Annotated in this window: 19 protein-coding genes; 1 reads left to right on the top strand and 18 read right to left on the bottom strand. The window is 57.9% G+C overall.

Annotation, left to right across the window (positions count from 1 at the left end):
- Positions 1–80: 80 nt before the first annotated feature.
- Both BK658_RS20460 and BK658_RS20455 read right to left on the bottom strand, forming a co-directional pair.
- Positions 81–545 (bottom strand): transglycosylase SLT domain-containing protein, encoded by a 465-nt coding sequence (locus BK658_RS20460; RefSeq protein WP_123583894.1) that lies wholly within the window; start codon positions 543–545, stop codon positions 81–83.
- The gene (locus BK658_RS20455; protein ID WP_259740115.1) at positions 542–2,134 is read right to left on the bottom strand and encodes a winged helix-turn-helix domain-containing protein; all 1,593 of its coding nucleotides are present in this window, start codon (positions 2,132–2,134) and stop codon (positions 542–544) included. The genes BK658_RS20460 and BK658_RS20455 overlap by 4 nt, the downstream gene beginning before the upstream one ends.
- Positions 2,135–2,317: 183 nt before the next feature.
- Here BK658_RS20455 and BK658_RS29850 point away from each other — a divergent pair, with 183 nt between their 5' ends.
- Positions 2,318–2,500 (top strand): hypothetical protein, encoded by a 183-nt coding sequence (locus tag BK658_RS29850; protein WP_148049737.1) that lies wholly within the window; start codon positions 2,318–2,320, stop codon positions 2,498–2,500.
- Here BK658_RS29850 and BK658_RS20450 read toward each other — a convergent pair.
- The 16 genes from BK658_RS20450 to BK658_RS20375 form a co-directional block, all read right to left on the bottom strand.
- Positions 2,479–2,724 (bottom strand): acyl carrier protein, encoded by a 246-nt coding sequence (locus BK658_RS20450; protein WP_259740114.1) that lies wholly within the window; start codon positions 2,722–2,724, stop codon positions 2,479–2,481. The two genes, BK658_RS29850 and BK658_RS20450, sit on opposite strands and share 22 nt — an antisense overlap.
- Complete coding sequence (locus BK658_RS20445; protein WP_148049736.1) at positions 2,724–4,880, bottom strand: soluble NSF attachment family protein; 2,157 nt, start codon at positions 4,878–4,880, stop codon at positions 2,724–2,726. The genes BK658_RS20450 and BK658_RS20445 overlap by 1 nt, the downstream gene beginning before the upstream one ends.
- A 180-nt stretch (positions 4,881–5,060) precedes the next feature.
- Positions 5,061–6,218, bottom strand: a complete 1,158-nt coding sequence (locus tag BK658_RS20440) for an IpaD/SipD/SspD family type III secretion system needle tip protein (RefSeq protein ID WP_123583890.1) — start codon at positions 6,216–6,218, stop codon at positions 5,061–5,063.
- A gap of 14 nt (positions 6,219–6,232) precedes the next feature.
- On the bottom strand, positions 6,233–7,363 hold the full coding sequence (locus tag BK658_RS20435) for an IpaC/SipC family type III secretion system effector (RefSeq protein WP_123583889.1): 1,131 nt from the start codon (positions 7,361–7,363) through the stop codon (positions 6,233–6,235).
- A gap of 29 nt (positions 7,364–7,392) precedes the next feature.
- On the bottom strand, positions 7,393–9,150 hold the full coding sequence (gene sctE, locus BK658_RS20430; RefSeq protein ID WP_123583888.1) for a type III secretion system translocon subunit SseC family protein: 1,758 nt from the start codon (positions 9,148–9,150) through the stop codon (positions 7,393–7,395).
- Positions 9,150–9,647, bottom strand: coding sequence for a type III secretion system translocator chaperone SicA (gene sicA, locus BK658_RS20425; RefSeq protein ID WP_123583887.1), 498 nt, complete (start codon positions 9,645–9,647; stop codon positions 9,150–9,152). The genes sctE and sicA overlap by 1 nt, the downstream gene beginning before the upstream one ends.
- A gap of 139 nt (positions 9,648–9,786) precedes the next feature.
- Positions 9,787–10,818 (bottom strand): EscU/YscU/HrcU family type III secretion system export apparatus switch protein, encoded by a 1,032-nt coding sequence (locus tag BK658_RS20420; protein WP_123583886.1) that lies wholly within the window; start codon positions 10,816–10,818, stop codon positions 9,787–9,789.
- Between the two features lies 1 nt (position 10,819).
- A complete protein-coding gene (gene sctT / locus BK658_RS20415) occupies positions 10,820–11,599 on the bottom strand; it encodes a type III secretion system export apparatus subunit SctT (RefSeq protein ID WP_123583885.1) in 780 nt (259 codons plus the stop codon).
- Positions 11,600–11,605: 6 nt separating this feature from the next.
- Entirely contained in the window at positions 11,606–11,860 is a 255-nt protein-coding gene (locus tag BK658_RS20410) for an EscS/YscS/HrcS family type III secretion system export apparatus protein (protein ID WP_123583884.1), read from the bottom strand.
- A gap of 9 nt (positions 11,861–11,869) precedes the next feature.
- Entirely contained in the window at positions 11,870–12,532 is a 663-nt protein-coding gene (locus BK658_RS20405) for an EscR/YscR/HrcR family type III secretion system export apparatus protein (RefSeq protein ID WP_311196268.1), read from the bottom strand.
- Positions 12,525–13,433: a FliM/FliN family flagellar motor switch protein gene (locus BK658_RS20400; protein WP_123583882.1), complete on the bottom strand. Its 909-nt coding sequence runs from the start codon at positions 13,431–13,433 to the stop codon at positions 12,525–12,527. The genes BK658_RS20405 and BK658_RS20400 overlap by 8 nt, the downstream gene beginning before the upstream one ends.
- Complete coding sequence (locus BK658_RS30380; RefSeq protein WP_123583881.1) at positions 13,430–14,002, bottom strand: SpaN/EivJ family type III secretion system needle length determinant; 573 nt, start codon at positions 14,000–14,002, stop codon at positions 13,430–13,432. Before BK658_RS30380 ends, BK658_RS20400 begins: the two co-directional genes overlap by 4 nt.
- A 569-nt stretch (positions 14,003–14,571) precedes the next feature.
- Entirely contained in the window at positions 14,572–15,027 is a 456-nt protein-coding gene (locus BK658_RS20390; RefSeq protein ID WP_123583880.1) for a hypothetical protein, read from the bottom strand.
- Positions 15,011–16,300: a type III secretion system ATPase SctN gene (gene sctN, locus BK658_RS20385; RefSeq protein WP_123583879.1), complete on the bottom strand. Its 1,290-nt coding sequence runs from the start codon at positions 16,298–16,300 to the stop codon at positions 15,011–15,013. The genes BK658_RS20390 and sctN overlap by 17 nt, the downstream gene beginning before the upstream one ends.
- A complete protein-coding gene (locus tag BK658_RS20380) occupies positions 16,297–16,704 on the bottom strand; it encodes an InvB/SpaK family type III secretion system chaperone (RefSeq protein WP_123583878.1) in 408 nt (135 codons plus the stop codon). Before BK658_RS20380 ends, sctN begins: the two co-directional genes overlap by 4 nt.
- An 11-nt stretch (positions 16,705–16,715) precedes the next feature.
- Positions 16,716–18,767, bottom strand: a complete 2,052-nt coding sequence (locus BK658_RS20375) for an EscV/YscV/HrcV family type III secretion system export apparatus protein (RefSeq protein ID WP_123583877.1) — start codon at positions 18,765–18,767, stop codon at positions 16,716–16,718.
- Positions 18,768–18,786 lie beyond the last annotated feature (19 nt).

The raw sequence follows: 18,786 nt of genomic DNA, 5'->3' as shown, positions 1-18,786 counted from the left end.
CGCTTCAAATTTCAGTCAATGATAGGGAGTGGCTAACGGGCAATCCTGATCAAACCATAGTGAAAGCCCAATCAAAATGATCATAATCTGGTCGCGCCGAAATCGTTGGCCAGCAACGCCCTATAACGCTTCCAGACTTTGCCCGCATAACGCAGGCGCAAGGCCTGTCGCTCAGGCGCGTTACCCGCGCTGTAAGCCCCTACGGCGGTCCAGTTATAGCCGTAACGCTCGATGAATTCAGCGAGTATCGACGCGCCGACTTCAATGGCCAGACAAGGCTCATCCAGCAAACGTTGCTCGGTGATGCCGCGCGCTTGCAACCGAGGCAGATGCATACTGTTGATTTGCATCAGCCCGACATCGCGCGAACCATTGTTGTTGTGATTGACCGCTCCAGGGTTCAGCCCCGACTCGACCTGGGCAATGGCATACAACAACTCAGGCTCTATCGAGTGCCGATCGCCCACCTCGATCCAGCAACTCGCCGAGACAGTGCCCATCCAAACCTGGGCCAGTACCACCCCACACCACACCCTCCAGCTCATGCCTGTAAACGCTCGCTCGCCAGATCCGCCAGCCCTCGCAAGCGTGGATCGCCCAACTGGGCGCGCTGCCAGGGACACGCCTTGCGTTCCAGCTCATACCAAAGATGTGCAACGCAGAAGTCCCCCTCAAGCCGACGCAATACCGACAGCTGCACCGGACACAACGGCGGATGGTTCGACGCAGCACGCCAGCGCTCATAGTGCCGCCGCGCCTCAACCGGGTCGGAGGCGGCGCGCACATAACAGGCCACCAGACCCACCTCCCCCGTCTGCACTTGCAGCAATCCAGCACCCTCGATGACGCCCAGAGCCGCCACCGAGTCGCCACACGCATCGAGGATCAGCGCATGCATGGCATCCACCCCTTCATGCCCGGTCCCGAGCACGCCAATAGCCGCCTGGATCGCGGCTAACCCGCGCTGCGTATCCAGCTCAAAGGCAATGCGCGCGCGCAATAGCAGAGCCGCGACCGAGGCAGGGTCTTCAACAAGGGATATCTCGATGCTCTGCAACGCTTGTTCCGGCCGACCTGAACACCATTGATGCCAAGCATAGTGGTAACGCGTTCCGGCCCGATCGCCCCCCAGAAGCGCGGGACGAAACAACGCTTCAGCGGCATCGGATGCACCTTGCAGACTGGTCAACAGCGCCAGTCGCACAGTCGCTGGCGTATTGTCAGGTTCAAGCGCCAACGCCTGAGTCAGCGCCTGCTGCGCCTGAGCCAAGGCCTTGTCGCGAGCCAACAGTCCGAGATTGGCCATGGCCAGATAGGTATCGGCCAGACCACACCAGGGCGGCGCATAACTGGCATCCAGCTGCAGACAGTGCAGAAATTCGATCAACGCCTCGCCGAGACTCTGAGCCGTGTAAGCCTGCAGCTCGAGCAAGCCATTGAGATACGCCAGTGCCAACGGATAGGAACGGCACGCAGATGTCACCGGACGCAGGCCCGGCAGGCGCTGCGCCACCAGAGAGATCAACCGCTGCAACACCTCGTCGCGGTCATTGGCCGCCACCAGCGCTTCACTGTGCAGCAACGCATGATCGCGACCACGGACCAACTCGACCGACAACGCCCAGTAACCGGCACGCACGACGCAGCGAACACTGAGGTAATAATCGGGCGTCATGCGCTCAACCATTGACAAGCAATCGTCCGCGGCCTGCACGTCAGCGGTCAGCCCCGCCGGCATCACACACAGGCTTTCGCCGAATGCTGCAGCCAGTTGGCGAATCACTTCGCACTGCAACTCCCGGCCACAATCATCACCCTGCACTCGCACAGGCAAAACCAACAATGAGGGTGCCGATGAAGGAGCAGACGTTAACGCTGCACGCTCGACGACCTCCCCCACGAAGCGATAACCCTTGCCGTAGATCGTCTTGATGTAATCATTCTGACGACCCAGCAGCTTGCGTAATGCGTAAATGCAACGAGTCAGGGACTCCTCGGCCACATCACAATTGGGCCAGACCTGGTCCAGCAGCCAGTCTTTGGGAATCAGTGAACCCGCTGCCCCCAACAACAGCCGTAATACATGTAACTCTTTAGGTGGAAGATGTAGTCCGTTACCGTCGTGCAGAAGCAATCCATCACCCTGCAATATCCATTGGCCGAAAACAAACGACCGACTTGACGATTGATCAGTGACCCATTCCATAGCGCAATTTGCCCCTCCCCCGAGGCAATGGAGATACCGTGGCGTTAGCGAAGTGACCCCGGGGCAAGCCCGGCCTCAGCACTCAACTATAGGGAAAGGAAACCGCATGAAATGCCCGACGATTCCAGAAAGGCCAATGAAAATTCCATATCAGCCAAGGAAGATTCCCGCACGCTTTTGGGGAGCCCGCGCTTGCCAAACGCAACAGATTTGGAGAACAAAAAAAAAGCGCGCCCCGGTAAAGGAGCGCGCTTTCCATACGACGATTCAGCTTACGTCGGTGCCGTTGCCTGATGGACCAGCTGGTGAAGGTCCTCCACCTTGCGCACGCGGGCCAGGCCATCCGTGGACAGTTCAATCTCAAACGCTTCGTTGATATCCAGAACGATTTCCAGAACATTCAACGAATCAGCGCCAAGGTCCTCGACCAATCGAGCGTTGGGTGTCACCGCTTCAAGCTCGACCAGCAGTTTCTCGGCGATGATCATTATGATGACGGTTTGGGTTTCGCTCTTCATCATGTGCTCGACACCGACTCTCTCTTCGGATTGCCTGCCACGGATGTAGAACCTCCGAGAGACGAAATGAATGTATTGTCCGTCGCGCTCATGCCTGCAAAACGAACCGCTGATGTGCCGTTGTATTCTCCAAACAACTTCTCGACACGACGTACGAACTCCGGCGACTGCTTTTTAGCCTCGGCAAAAATTCTGAAAGTCTTCGCCTCCTTCTCATCAGAAGAGTCGGCTTTCGCCTGTGAAGGGTTGCGCCCTCCTTTGATGTAGTTTTTCAGCGTCTGTGCGTCTGCACTCAGACTTTGGATACCACTGGCAATATTTGCGAGAAAGGCCTTACCGGCAGAAGTAGGCTCACCTTTGTAGCGCAATAGACCGACAGGCTCCGGGGCACGCTGGGGCATTAACTCCGGCTTCAATTCAAGTGAAGGGAGCTTGCCGCTCCACCAAGATAGAGACGCTTGACCAAGATAGGTGGACTTGCCGTCCCCTACCGAGGACGCGTCGAGGGCCATTCCCCCCGAAAGCCCGGCAATGCTTGCTTCCAGCGTGCCGGCCGCTGAAACAAGGCGGCTAGCCGCTGGTACGGTCGCAGTATTGCCAACAGTACTCGGTAGACGCACTTCATTATTCGAAATTTTCTGAGCTCCCGTGTCCAGTTCATCATGGGCGCGGGTCAATTGTGGATTGTTCTTTGCGCGAACTGCGGGTTGAAACACATCAGAAAGTAGAGTCGACTCAAGAAGCGGTATCGGGGAGGCGTTGGGTACAACGATGCTAGCTGTTGGCGCGGCCGGACCTTTGCCGGCGACGTCCGAGGAGGTCACTTTATCGCTCGAAATAACCTGAGGGGGGACGCCCAGTTTATCTACCGTTGTAGCTGTAGCATGGGTCCCGGTCGGCCCGAATGTTCCCACCCCTTCCTTAAGTGTCGACTCGGACGCCACTTTCGGTGGAGCGGAGGAAACATTGAGTTTGGATCCCGGGATCTCGAACTTACCCAGCTCGATGAGCTTGCCCTGCCTTGCATCGTTCAGTGTAAAACGGTTACCTATTGACTCGGTCGGAAGTCCGCCGACGGATTTCAATGGATCCTGAGATGCAGCGTCCCGTTTGGCAGGCGACGGGGTGAGACTGCCGTTCGGTTGCAGGTGCGCCCTCCCTCGATCATCAGGAAGGGCGTCAGTAGTCGGATTGTTTGGACTCGAGTTCCTACCCCCGATCAGTTGAGCGATGATGTCGAGCGCCTTGGCCTGGACATCCGCCATTTTGGACAAGCCATCCAGATTGACATTGATGTCACCGACGCTCGCGCCGCCACCATTCTGGATGATATCGCGCACTGCGCTCCCGGCACCGTTGCCATCGCGTAGAGGCCCTGCGGTCGGCGGTTTTGATTCCTTTGAGCGACGTCCCGTCGGGTCAGCCCCCAGATCCAACTGGTTCAGCATGGCACTGACAAAGTGAGTCAGGCCGACACCACCACCCTCTTTCACGAAGAGATTCAACTGGTCCGAAAGAGCACTGTTGGCGGCACTGGTCGCGTTGCCGCAAAAGCTGCTGTTCACCATGGACTGCTCGTCAAGCGTCAACCCCAAACGGCGCCCCTCTGCCTTGGGCAACCCGTCACGCAGGTACATGTCATGCATCGTACCGGCGGCGGTATCAAATACACCGAGGTTTTCCTTGACGACCTTGTCGATCGCTTTCTCTATATCAGTGTTGGCTTTATACCCTCCGGAGCTGCTTACGTTGCAGGTTGATGAATAATCTTTCTCCCCAACTTTTTCATAGGCATCTACTGCTTTCTGGAACGCGCTGAACGCGGCAGTATACGAGGCGCTTTTTTTGACCTCATTCTCTTTGCTCAAGATGAAAAGGTTGATTGCATGCTCCCTCAACCGTTTCCCGTGATTGGTCGTGTCGTTGAGTACAACATTCGCTTTATCCCTGTAGAGGTCCTCGCATGCCTGTTTCGCAAGGTCGCGATACGCAGCCTCCTTTGTATAGGGCGCGTCCTGATGTAAAACCTTAGCCAGGTTCATGCCTGCATTGTTCTTACTCGATAGCAGCGCGCCCGTAATGGTTCTCTCATTACGCGATCCCTCTCGGATATTCATCAGAGGGATCGCGCCACTTACACTTAAACTTACACTCATTTCAAATCACCTTGCTGGCGGCAACTGCAAGCACATGTACCCACTCGCCACCCTGTATGCGATGCGTTTATCGACAATCATTGCGCAACCCGAAACCGATGAGCCCGCCCTCTGTTCAAGGCACGGCGTCTCATCGGATCAAAAACAACTGAGCGATCTGATTGCAAAAAAACGGGTATGTCAGGCAATTCCGCTCGCGATCGCCTTGAGCATTTCTGCGTACTGGCTCAATTGCGAGGAGAGAATCTTGTTGAAGTTCTCGTGGTACGAGTTGGCGTTACTGTACTTGGTGGTGAACAACTGCAACTGGTTCTTCAGATCACCTTCCTGGCTATTAAAGCCGGTTTGCCAAGCCTGGAACTTTGCAGAGTCCCAAGTCACATCCGATCCCTTGCCAGTGAGGATATTGATGGGGAGTGCGGCCATCATCGCATCCAGAGGTGACAGATCCATCATCACGCGGTAGCCGCCGTTGCCATCTGGCTTGACGCATGACTCAGGCACGCCCATGGCCTTTGCCCACTTCAATGCATCTGCCTGCGACGCAGGCCCGGCGCCAGGAATGGGGTACAGGACGCCAGCCGGGGCTTTCGTATACTTATTACTCAGTGCTTTCAAAGCATTGTACAAGCCCCCTTTGATTTCGACTTTCTTACCGTCGTCCTTGCCCGTAATCCAATCCCCCATCTTCGCCATGATGGTTTCGTTGAACTCTTTGTAGAAGTCCGAGTACTTGGTCAGCAGCGCCTCGTAGATCGCAAGGTATTCACCTTTGATGAAACCGATCATCGCCAGCAACTGTGCAAAAAAGTCATTGCTGGTTTTGGCCTTACTCTGCGCTTCCGGCGGAGCACCTGGCAGTCCACGCACTTGCCTGGCCGTGTCATCGGCAAACGAGCGGCTCAGTTTCTCGGCTTCAGGGTTACCGGCGAAGTTCAGGGCTGCCAACTTGCATAACTCAGCGTACGCCAGATGCGCCGCAACCTTGCTGGTTTCCACCTTATCAAGCAGCCCTTGCACAGCCTGTTGCGTCTTGACGCTCTCAGCATGACGCGCCTTGAAACCATCACCCACGCCCCGGGCTCCCGCCGCAAGATCGGCGGAACCGGCAACCGCTGGCAGGCTTATCCCCTTCGCGGCAACGTTTATATCGTTGAGGCGGGCATTCAGGCTGTCCAGCCGGGACACCACCGAGCGCACCGATTGCTCCGGTGCCGACAGGGACTGACGATGATTGACCTCATCGCCACGGACTTCTGAATCCGGAACCTGATCAATGCGCGGCTGTACGGCGATTTGCGGTCGGAAACTGGTGGTAATGTTCGATTGAATCGACATGACTCATCTCCTGATCAGGCACGCACAGAGGCGATGCTGTTCATGGTGGAATTGCAGCTGTCGACCATCCGCTGGATGGCGTCCAGCATCTTGCCGATCAACGCAGTGTCTTCGCTGATAACCTGATTGGCAGCTTCAGTGACGGCCTTGTTCAGGTTCTGCTCGGACTGATGCAGTACCTCGTTCTGACGCTGCGCATACTCTTGCAGGCGCAGAATGGAGGACAACCCGGTACTAGTGATCATTGCCATGGAGCTGATGGCGCCACCGACGGTCAGGTTGCGATCATAGGTTTTCTGCTGGAGCGCACTTTTCATGCGCGCTTCCTTGGCCTTGGCAACCGTTGAACGTATTTCCGACTCAAGGACCGCACGCTCACCCGAGTCAAGCTTGCCGCTGCCTCTTTGCAGCTCGATCGTTTCGAGCTCACCCTTGGCGTTGGTGCCCGTCACCCGCTTGGAGCCGGAAGCGGTCATGTCTGCCGGTCGAGTCTTCAGATTAATGCGCTGCTTTTCGGCAGAAGCATCGAACTTGGCGGCGTCGGTCTTATTGGTCTTGATGTCGGCGTGTTTCTGATTCTGCCCGCGAATGGAGAACCCGGCACCGGCGATGGCCATGGTGGACGCAAGGACTGCCCCACTCACCGCGGCCCACATGGCGGCCTCGCCCCCGGCCATGATCGCAACGCCCTGTGCAACGGCGGCCTCATAGGCCATCTGCGTGAAGGTGCCGCTCATTTCGGCACTCGATTTGCGTGCGATATTGACCGCGACAATGGCTGCCACCAGCACGCCAATGTGCTTTTCCCAGGCCCCGGGATCAAAAGACATCAGATCGCTCACCGGGTCTTTTTCAGCGGCCCCGGGCTGCTCTTTCTCCTGCATGACCACACTGGCCAGAAACAGCCCCATCATCGCCTGGCTTTCGCTTTCGCTGAATTTCGAGGTATCCAGGTACTGATTCAGTTGCTGGGGCGTCATTGCTTCTAGGGCCTGCTTGGCACTAGGCATCAACACTTGCGCATCGGGTAGCGCACCGACGCTGCCGATCGGCAACGACTGCTTCTGATCGAGGACCGCCTTGGTCGTTGGCACTGCGGCTGGACTGCGAATGACTGGTGCGCGACTGCTGATTGAAATGTCCATAGTGTCTGATCCTGTTGAGTTGAGTTGAGTTAAATGTTGCGTGCCATGCTCAGGCTGGTGCTGTTGGTGTTGTCCTGAATGTCGAGGGCTTTCTTGATGCCTGCATAGGCGGCGTTCATGGTTAGTTCAAAGAGTTGAACCATCTCGCTCAGCCAGTTTTTCAGTGCCTCGGAGATGACCATGGCGAAAGTGAGCTCTTTCTGCTCCTCGGCCGCATTGCGCTGGTGAATGCCGGACTTGATCCCCAAAGCGGACTGGGCGGCGACGCCGCCTGCCTCGGTGGCGGCCACCCCGGCACCCAGGCGGGCCGAGTACATGCCGAGGGAATTCGCGTCCGATTTGAGGCCGATACTGGTACGGGCTTTGGTCATGACACTGCTAAAGCCCTTGCTGACCGCACGCGTCGCCTGTTTGAGCATGTCGGGAACCATCTTGTTGACCAGCTTGCCGAGCATCTTGCCCATCGTGCTGGCGACACGACCCGCCGCGGACTTACCGACGAGCGCCACGACCACCAATAGCGCCAGCATGGCCACCGCGCCGATGATCGCGCCCATGATCATGCCGGCCATGTCGGCCGACTTCTCATCGACACCCATCTTTTTCAGAACGTCTGCGATGCCTTTGCCGATGGCCTGAATCATCGGAGCGAGGACGTTATCCATCAGTGGCTTCATGGCCTCTTCCATGAAGGAGACCCCTGTCAATTCCTTGCACAGCATGTCGGCGCCCATCAATGCGACACCGACAGCCGCGAGGGCCAGACTGGCCCCCCCTGTAAAGGCCGCCCCGACGATGCTGACCACCATCAGTACCGCGCCCAGAATTTTGCCGATACACCCCATCGCCTTGCTGGCGGCTTCGGCTTTACGCACTTGCTCCAGGTATTCCTCGGACTTTTTCTCCATGTACTCCTGACGCGCGGCCTGCATGCTACGGAAGAGTTCCTGCTCCATTTCAATCTTGTTTTCCGCGCTTTCGCCCATCAGCTCTGCGAAACGCATCATCAGCAGAATCATGGTCGCAGCGGCGTTCAGCTGAGCCTTCATGCCATCCATCATCGGCTTATCGCCAAGGCCTGCCCTTTCCACCTCCTTGGCCTGCGCTTCGGCTTTTTTGCTGGCTTCAACGGCTATCTTCACCGCAGCCAGATGCTCTGCCTTGGCTTTGGTCTGTTGCTGCTGCGCGTCGACCACCTTGCCTTGTGCCAAATCGCGCACCGCCAGTGCCTTGTCATGCTCAGGAGTGCCCGGCTCGGTTTGACCCAGAGCCGCCTCTGCATCGTCCAGGTCTTTTTGCGCACGCTCGAGGTTGGCTTTGGCCGCAGCGAGCTTCTCCTCGGAACCGCTCGCCGAGGCGACTGCTGCTTCCATTTCCGCCACGGCCCCAAGGTACTTGTCCGACAGCGCCTTATTACCTTCAGCGGCGGCCTTGGCCGCGGACTTCAGGATGCCCATGCGCGTCTTGAGCGACTCCATGCTGACATCGCCGAGCAAGGCGATGAGCGTGGCCATCAGCAATGTAAACGTGTCTCCAGAGTCCTTTTTTGCACGTTCGGCGCCTCGCGGTGGCGCAGCCAGACGCGGCCTGCCCGGTGCGGCGGCACTACCATCCTGTGACGGGTCGGTGTAGTTCACGCCCTGCAGATTGACCAATGCGGTGTCGGCAATGCGCTGGTAGGCCCTGGTGTTAACCGCTTGGCTCGCGGCGTCGGCGTAATTTTCTCTACCTGCCTGACGGGCCAGCGACTCTGTGGATACACGGGTGTACAGATCTCTGAAATCCATTAAAACGATTCCTCTGAATGATCGGCTTCGACATTGCTCAACGCATCCAGATAAGCCTGGGCCTGCTCACAGATCCCCGGTTCCTGAACGCGCTCAATGACATATTCAAAACACAGTTTGGCTTTGCCGGCTTTTCCCAGCGCAAGCTGGCACTGACCGGTGTAGAACATGGGGCGGTAGTCATGCTTGCCCTGGGCAAAGGCCACGGCGTACAGATCAACCGCTTTCTGATAGTTCTGCTTGAGCTGATGCACCGCGGCCAAACCCATCCAGTACTGCGCGTTATAGAAGTCGTAGATGCACAGGAAGTGGAAAAACCTTTCCGCGTCGTCCAGACGCCCCTGCTCATAGAACTCATGGGCGAACGCGTAGAGGCTGTCCATCTGCTCGCTGCTGACACCGCGAAGATCCTTGAGCGGCATACCGTCAATGACGGCCTGCATCACCTCTTCGGCCATCCGGTCTTCTTCCTGCTCTGTGTCTTTGCGACTACTCATGGGTACTCACTCCTGAATGTTTCGTCAGCGGTGCTGACAAGGCTATTGAGCCAGTAAACGGAAAAGGGAACCGCCACAAAGCGCTCATCGTGGTATTCGTCGATGTCTCATGGCAGCAGCGGTTGTAGCGAGGCCCCCGTCAGGCCTGTTCGACCTGTTCCAGCCAGACCAGCAGACGCAGAACATTTTCGATTTCCTGCATCTGGATGAAGGTGTAGCGCTGATGGGTCTTGAAGATTCGTCTGGCCAGGGCAATGTCACTGATCACCGGCACGCCGACTTCCGCCGCATACTTGCGCACGGCCAATGCCCGCTGGTTGGTTTCCATCAGGGAGATAAACGGCATCACCGTGACTTCCGGACGGAAGTAAATCCCCACGGCGATATGCGTGGGGTTGGCGACAATGACTCGTGAACCACGAATGTCGGATTTGACCTGCTCGGACAGCAGTTCCTGATGCAGGTCGCGCCGCCGGCTCTTGATTTCCGGGTTGCCGTCCTGCTCCTTGTGCTCGCGCTTGACCGACTGCTTGTCCATCTTCAGATCCTTGATGTACAGCCAGTACTCACACAGCGCATCGAGGATGACGATGAGCAGGATGCACGCCAGAAACGTCAGCACCAGCACCAACAGCAGATGAGCCCAGATCGGGAACAAGTCGACAGGTCGCGCATAGAGTTGCGCAAACAGCAAATGCCGCTGAGTCAGCCAGACCACCGAGAAAGCAACGGCGAAACAGCCCAGGTACAACAGGGATTTAACGGCATCCTTGACCGTTCTGAGGCTGAACAGTTTTTTGAATCCGTTGATCGGGTTCAACGCGCCGAAGTTCAGCTTGAGCGCTTCACTGGCGATGGCCAGCCCGGTCTGCAACAACGTCGGCAAGGCGCTGGCGAGAAAACACACCACGATCAGCGGAGCGACGACCCTGAACATCAGCACTCCCAGTTCGGCGGCATACCGCTGCTGATCGCCGGCGAAACCCGAAGCGATGATCCGTCGATACACCTCCATCACCTCCAACAACGTCCCACTGCTTGCCAGGTAAATGATCGCGCAAAGCATCAGGCAGGAGCTGGAGAGGTCCTTGGCCTTGAAGGTCTGGCCCTTTTTCGCCGCATCACGGCGTTTCTTTGCCGTGGGTTTTTCGGTTTTCGAGGCGCTGGACATCTCAGCGGGCCTCCGGCCGGACGATCCAGTCCGCAAACTGATCCGGCTTGGTGGCCATGCGCAGAATTTCGTCAGGCAAGTGCGCACCGAAATACAGAATCAACACCAGTAACGCGATGGCTCCCTTGACGGTGAGCGACACCGAAAACGCGTTCATCTGCGGCGCAAAACGCGCCAGCAGACCGAGCAGTGCCTCAGTGAGCAATAGCGTCGCAACCACCGGCGAACTGATCATCAGCGTTTTGCTGACCAAAGGATCGAGTAACCCGAGCAACGGCTGAATCCGCAGCTCGCAGCCAAGTACCGGCGAGCAGAGTTGATAGCTGCGGCCCAGGGTTTCCACCAGCAGCCCCATACCACCGCCCTCCAGGTAGATCACCGCTGCGAACAGCTGGAGAAAATTGGCCAACTCCGACGTGTCGTCGCCGTTGGCCGGGTCGACCGTGCTGCTGAGCATCGCTCCGCGCTGGTTATCGATCAGGTTGCCCATGGCGTGCAGCACCCAGAACGGCCAGGACAACAGACAGCCGAGAATCACCCCCACCCCGGCCTCCCGCAATAACAGGGCGTAGAAGCCCAGTGAGTCCAGGCGAGGCAGTGTGTCCGGGGTATAGGGCCAAAGCGCCATGCCGACCAGCACGATCACCGCGTTACGTGGTGCGCCGGTCAGCGCGCTGTTGTTGAGAAACGGCAGCATGAAAAAAATCGGTGCCAGGCGAGCGAAGCAAATTACCGCACCGGCCAACCAGCCATGCAGATCAAAAAAAAGGCTTGTATTCATGGGAGGTCACTTCAGGGCCAGGTGCATGACTTCCCGACTGAAATTCAGCAGTGTCTCGCCATACCAGCCAGACAGCAGAAACAGACAGATCGACACCGACAGCAGCTTGAAACCGAAGGGCAAGGTCTGTTCCTGAAGCTGAGTCACGGTCTGAAACAGACCAATGAGCAATCCCACCAGCGTGGCCACGATGATCGGCCAAGCCACCAGGATCAATATCAGGTACAGGGTTTTGTTTCCGGCAAACACCAGATCATTCATTGCAGAGTCTCATTGAGCCAGGGACAGGTATTGCCCGATCAACCCGGTGGAAAGCAGCGACCAGCCATCCAGCGCAACAAACAACACCAACTTGATCGGTACGGAAATGATCACCGGGCTCATCATCATCATGCCCAAGGCAAGCAGGATGCTGGAGATCACCAGATCGACGATGACAAAGGGCAAGTACAGGTAGAAACCGATCTTGAAGGCCGCTTTGATTTCGCTCAGCGCATAGGCCGGCAGCAACGCGAACAGAGAGGGTTGCAGTTCCTCTTCGGACTCGAAATCGCTGGCTTGTTGATCCGCGCGCGCCATCTGCGCTCGTTCGAAGAACTGCGCCAGTTCCGGGTCGGTGTACTTGACCAGGTATTCGCGGTAACTGCCCAGACCGTTATCAGTGAACGCCACCACCGCATCGATGCTGGTGAACTCCACCTGGTTTTCCTTGTAATAGTCATATCCCTGTTGAACCACCGGGCTCATGACGAACATTGCCAGCAACAGCGCAACGGCGTTGAGGGTCATGTTCGAGGGCACCTGCTGTAACCCCAGGGCGTTGCGTACGATGATGAAGACGATCGAGAACTTGATGTAGCAAGTGCCGGCGGCAATCAGGAATGGCAGCAATGAAGCCACTGCCAACAGCCCGATCATTGAAACGTCATTCATCACCAATGCCCCGAAAAACCTCGCGCAGCTCGACACCCAGTCGGTCGTCCAGTTGAACCAGTTCGCCAATGGCGATGCGCTTACCGCCGGCACGAACCTCAACATGGCTCGCGGCCATGGGCTCCAGTGGCAGCACCTGACGCTCGATGAACTCGTTGAGCTGGGCCATGCTCAAGGTAAGTTCGCCCAGTACGAATTCCAGCTTGACCGGCAGTTGCGATAGCACACAGGGAGCGATCGGCGAAGCGCTATCTGGGGGGGTGAGTTGCATGTGCAGACCTTCCTCGATAAAGGTGAATTGGCCGATGCATTGATCGGCCATAAAGAGTTGTCGGGCTTGCTCGGCAATGAACAGCACATCGCCCCGCACCAACTGCGGATGCGGCAGTCGACCCAGGTCGCTGCTGCCGAGCACGATTCGCAAAGTCTGCGGCACTGCCTGCAGCCATGCCTGCAGTGGCCGTGGCGCCTCCTTGCGGTGACCCGCCCCCTCGATCACCCACAGGTCACTCTGGGCCGTGGCAATGCAGGGCAGACAAACCCCTTGAAGTGACTCCCCGTCAGTGAGCTTGAACTCAAACAGGCGCTGGTAATCCAGCAGATGGGGGGCGATGTCGACGGGTTTGCTCACCCCTGAGAACAGCGCAAGGATGTCCTGATCAGGGCACCCCTTGGAGAGCAATTGCGACCACTGCGGCCACACTGCTTGCAGCCACTCGCGAGCCCCGACCATGCCCTGCCAGAGACCGTGGGAGCCCTGTGCCCAGAAAGTGATATAGCGGGTCTGCGGCTGCGGCTGGCACAGCCGCGCAGGGTGCCCGTCACGCTGCCAGCGCGCGACCGCGTGGCGCCGTTCGTACTCAGCCGCCGCTACGTGGCGCAAGGCCAGAGTCGACTTCACGTCTCCAGCCTCCCTTGCTGACGCTTGTCTTGAAACGCCTGATGGGTGCCCTCTTCAGCCTCCTCATCCGGACGGCCCTGGTTATGTCCGTGACTGTGCTCACGACCCTGCTGATCAGTCAGACGCCAACGCGGGTCCGGGGCCTGCGCCAGGTTGTCACTCAAATGACTGAAAATCGATGCACTGCTGGGGTTGAGCAGTAGCTGATCAGGACGTTCGGCACCCGCTTTGCTGATCGTGATCAGGCCAGCGACATCACCTTTGCTGAAGGGCACCTGAAGGTAGTTCGAAGCGCCCTTATCGATGTTGGCTTCAGGTTTCAGCATCGGTAAGGGGGCGGCCTTAGCGGGCATTGGCGGTTTCTTCGCGAGTTGTACACCCACGTGTTTGTCCATCAAAGGCAACGGCTGCGCTGGCAATGGTTGAGGGGAATCCTGCTTGACCGAAACATCAGCGCCGGCCTCGGCGACAAAATGCGTGGCGGCCTGATCGAGTTTGGCGGCGGGCGCACTGGCAACAGACGCCTGAGCAACCGCGACACCGGAGGGCTGAACCGGTACCGGGGCCAAGGCTGAAGCCGGAACCAGGACCGGAGCCGGAGCTGACGCCGGAACCGGGACCAAAGCCGGAGCTGACGCCGGAACTGGGACCGAAGCCGGAACTGGGGCCGGGACCGGAACTGAAACTGAAACTGAAACTGAGGCTGAAACTGAGGCTGAAACTGAGGCCTGAGCCAGGACTGATGCAGAGGCTGGATCGGGAGCCTTTAGGGGCAAATGAGCTTGCGCAGCGGCCAGCAACCGGGGAGCAGGCAACGCCAACTGACCGTTGCTGAGCACTGGTGATAAAGGCACGAACGGTTTCTTCACTGGCGGATGCATTTTCTGATTGACCGGTGCCGGTGCCATGGCCGCCCCGATTGCAGTCACCGGCCCCGAGCGTAGCGCTCCTGATGCAAGCTTTAACACGTGCTCGCGCAATGGCTGCAATTGTGCCAATAACACGAGTGCGCCCTGTGGCATCTCGTCCAGTTCGTTGTGGTCTTCAGAGACCGGCGGTTCATTTTTCTGGTCAGGCTCATCGCCGGGTAAAGGAACATTGACCGGACGGATTACCGCTACAGGCGGGCTCACGATGCTCATTTCAAGTTCACCAATAATTCATCAATGTCGTTTTCTTCCTGGCGCCACAGACGTGAACGACGCTCAACTAACAAACGTTGCTCCAGGCTCTGGTACTTCAAGTGCTTCTTTTGCAAAACCTTGCGGGTCTGTTGCAGACGCTCGACCCCCAGGGCCACCTCCTCGTGTTGGTCCATCACCCGGGCACGATCCAACGCCAGGCTGCCGATCTGCCGGCGAATCACCGCCTGGCGCCGTAACAGCGCCAGCAACTGCGCGTGACTCAACCGCTGATCCGTGGCGTGGTGGCTGGCCAGAAGTTCATCGAGCCCCTGAGCCTGCTGCTCGATCTCCTGCAACTCACGTTCAAGCGGCGCCAATGAGCCCAAGGCCTTATCCAGCCCCCGTGCGCACTCATGTTGTCGGTGATCGCTAAACCCCAGCAGGCGACGGACATTAGCCAAGGAGAGCATGCAGGCTCTCCAGCGCGACGTGGGGCGCACATCCCTCGCTCAGATCCTGGCGGAGCCACTCCATCAGTGCCTCACGACAGGCCATGGCCTGATCGTTGGTTGCGCTCTCACCCGGCCGGTATTCGCCCAGATCGAGAAACACCTGCAACTCCTCGATACGGGCCAATACCCCTCGAGTGCGGGCCGCCAGTTGCTGAACATCACGCTCGGTGACCTGATGGGCCACCCGACTGGCACTGCGGAGTACATCGATCGCCGGAAAATGACCGCTGGCGGCCAACTTGCGGCTCAGATAGATATGCCCATCGAGAATCGAGCGGATCTCCTCGGCGACAGGATCCGGCTCATCGTCGCTTTCCAGCAGTACGGTGTAGAACGCAGTAATGCTCCCGCTGGCCGTCACGCCGGGGCGTTCCAGCAGACGCGGCAGGGAGTCGAACACCGAGGCTGGATAACCACGCCGGGCCGGTGCTTCCCCCGCTGCAAGAGCGAGGTCGCGACGAGCGCGGGCATAACGGGTCATGGAGTCAAGCATCAGCACAACCTGCCGACCTTGATCACGGAAATACTCGGCGATGGCCGTTGCCTGCAGCGCCGCGTTGCACCGGTCCACCGAGGAAAAATCCGAAGTCGCGTAGACCACCACGCAGCGCGCGCATTGATCCGAATGGCGCAACATGTCGACAAACTCCGTGACTTCTCGACCTCGCTCACCGATCAGCCCGATCACAAACACGTCCGCTTCACTGTGAGCGATCAACATGTTCATCAATGAGGTCTTGCCTGATCCCGCCGCCGCAAAAATGCCAATGCGCTGACCGATGCCGCAGGTAAGCAGCCCATCGATAACCCGCACGCCGGTTACCATCGGCTGGTTCACCGGACGGCGCTGGTCGTAACTCGGCGGAGCGGCATCCACCGGACAGTCGCGACCGTTGAACGCATCACCGGGGACCAAGCGTTCGACTATCCGGCCCTGGGGGTCAATCACGCTTCCCAGCATGGCGGAACTGCAGTGAAGGCTGAGCAATGCACCGGTCGGCACGATCAACGACTCACGCGACAACCCTCGTGCGTCACCCAACAAACTGAGCAATACCGCATCAGGGCTGAAGCCAATCACCTGAGCTCGAGCGCTCACCTCGGGATCCCGCCAGTCGCCGCGCACCTCGCATACTTCGCCAATGACAACGCCGTGCAATGCCGCGTCAAGCAACGGACCGTTCAAGCGAAGTGGATGGGCGGCACGGCGCTCCAGCGACACCCGGCTCATTGGCGAACGAGATCGCACAGCGAAGTCAACGCCGTCAGATAAGCATCCACCGTATCCGCCAACGACGCGGCATCTGCACAGGCTGAGTCAGCCAGCATCACCCGAACCTCCAGCATGCCGTTGGTCTCGACCAGTTGCATCTGCTCGGTCCGGGCGAATGCACACCCTCGCATCAAGAAGCGCAACAGGTCCTCGGAACGATGCGCCAGCAGCATGTCACCGGTCTCGATCAGACCACTCCAGAACCATAAGTCGTTATCGACCACACCAATGTTGATGGCAGGCAGACTGGTCAGCTCCAGCTCGATCGTGCTGTGTCCGTCAAAAGTGCCGATTTGCTTATCGCTGCAGCCGCTGAGCGTCAGTGCCTCACGAAGCAAAGAGGCGATATCGATGTTTTGCATAGAGAATTGTCCTAAAGGGTCTTGATCACATTCACGGAGATGGTGTCGGAAATCTCACCGAACGAGACCACATCCAGTTCCCGGAAACGGCCCTCGATCAGTTTTTTGATGTAGCGCCTCACATCCACCGAGGCCAGGATGACCATGTCTTTCTGAGGGATGTGCAGGCTATCGAGACCGACCGTCAGACGATCCATGAGGTCTTCGCTGGCGGAGGGCTCCAGGTTGAGGAAGCTGCCGGCGGAGGTCTGCCGGATACTCTTGCGAACCACGTCTTCAAATTCCGGTGAAAGCAGCAACACCCGCAGGTCATTGCCGTTGGCGAATTTGTTACTGATGTAGCGCGCCAGGCCACCGCGTACATGCTCGACCAGGGCGATCACGTCCTTTTCGCGCGAGGCCCAGTGAGCAAGCGATTCAAGAATCAGTTTCATGTTGCGCACCGAGATGCGCTCGGCGATCAGACGTTGCAGGATCTCGGCGACTTTCTGCACCGTGGCGTGGCGATAGACCTCTTTGACCAGGTCCGGGTAGCGCGCTTCCATCTCGTCGAGCAGCGTCTTGCTCTCCTGCACGCCGAAAAATTCCGAGATATTGCGGGCCAGCAGGGTCACCAGACAGCGATAGAATTCGTCATAGGCCGGGCGCAACTGATGCCCCAGGTTCTGCAGTTTTTCGCGCTCGGTGCTGCGTATCCAGACGCTGACTTGCTTGTTGCTATCGACGCCAGTGGTCAAATCCAGATCAAGGTGTTCAAGTTCCGGCTTGTAATCGACAACGCGCAGAAGATCGAAGTGGATATCAAACTGGTCTGCACGGACCTCGTTGATCAGAACCGCCACCTGCCCCTGCGGCAGTGAATCGGCACCGCGCAACTGGGGTTCAGGAATCCGGATGCCGTAATCGATGAAAAACTGACTGCGGAAACGCTCGCATAACCGAGTTTCGCGCAACTCATCGAGACGGGCGTTTGGCACCAGCAGCATAAGGGCGATCGTTTCGGTAGCCATATCATCGACATTTTCGATCAGGCCCAGCTCACTGTCGGACTCACCCTCCGGCCCCTCTGAGGGCGTGGCGGAGGCAGTACCCGACGCTTTCTTTTTCGACCGGTAGCGGAAGAACAGTAACGCCGCCAACGCACTGGCAATGATCAGAAACACTCCGATCGGGAACCCGGGTAGCACACCTACGCCGACAGCCAGCAAGGCAGTGATGCCCAGTACAAAAGGATGGCTCAGCAACTGAGTCATCATGTTGCGTCCCAGGTTGGCCTCGTCGCCATTAACCCGGGTCACGATGAAGCCGGCACCAATGGCAATCAACAGCGCGGGAATCTGCGCCACCAGACCATCGCCAATTGTCAGCAAGGTATACGTCGACAGGGCCGTGGACATATCCATGCCCAATTGCCCGACGCCGATGGCGATGCCACCCAGAAAGTTGACGAAGATGATGATGATCCCGGCGATCGCATCCCCCTTGATGAACTTCATCGCACCATCGAAGGATCCGTACAACTGGCTTTCGCGCTCCAGCGTACTGCGTCGCTCACGAGCCTCCTTGGCATCGATAGCGCCGGCCTTGAGGTCACCGTCGATACTCATCTGCTTGCCCGGCATCCCATCGAGGGAAAACCGCGCCGCCACTTCCGCGACGCGCTCCGAGCCCTTGGTAATCACGATGAACTGAACGATGGTGACAATGGAGAAGATGACGAAGCCCACCACCAGGCTATCGCCAATCACGAATTGACCGAAAGACGCGATGATTTCACCGGCATCGGCCTGCACCAGAATCAATCGACTGGTACTGATCGATAACGCGAGACGGAACAGCGTGGTAATCAACAACAGCGCGGGAAAGGTGGAAAAACTCAAGATCCGTTCAATGTAGAACGAGCCCATGAAAATCAGGATCGCAATGACGATGTTCAGACCGATCAGAAAGTCCACCAGCATCGTCGGCAGCGGAATGATCAGCATGGCGATGATCATCACCATCAGCGTCAGGATCAGCAGCTCTGGTCGTGAGGTGACACTGCGCAAAAGTTTGTCGAGCATGATGAATACGGACCTTGAA

Origin of the sequence: Pseudomonas brassicacearum, from assembly GCF_003732175.1 — a bacterium.
Classification (GTDB): Bacteria; Pseudomonadota; Gammaproteobacteria; order Pseudomonadales; family Pseudomonadaceae; genus Aquipseudomonas; species Aquipseudomonas brassicacearum_G.
Note: the sequence above shows the minus strand (reverse complement) of the source record. Positions and strands in the feature narration are given on the sequence as shown.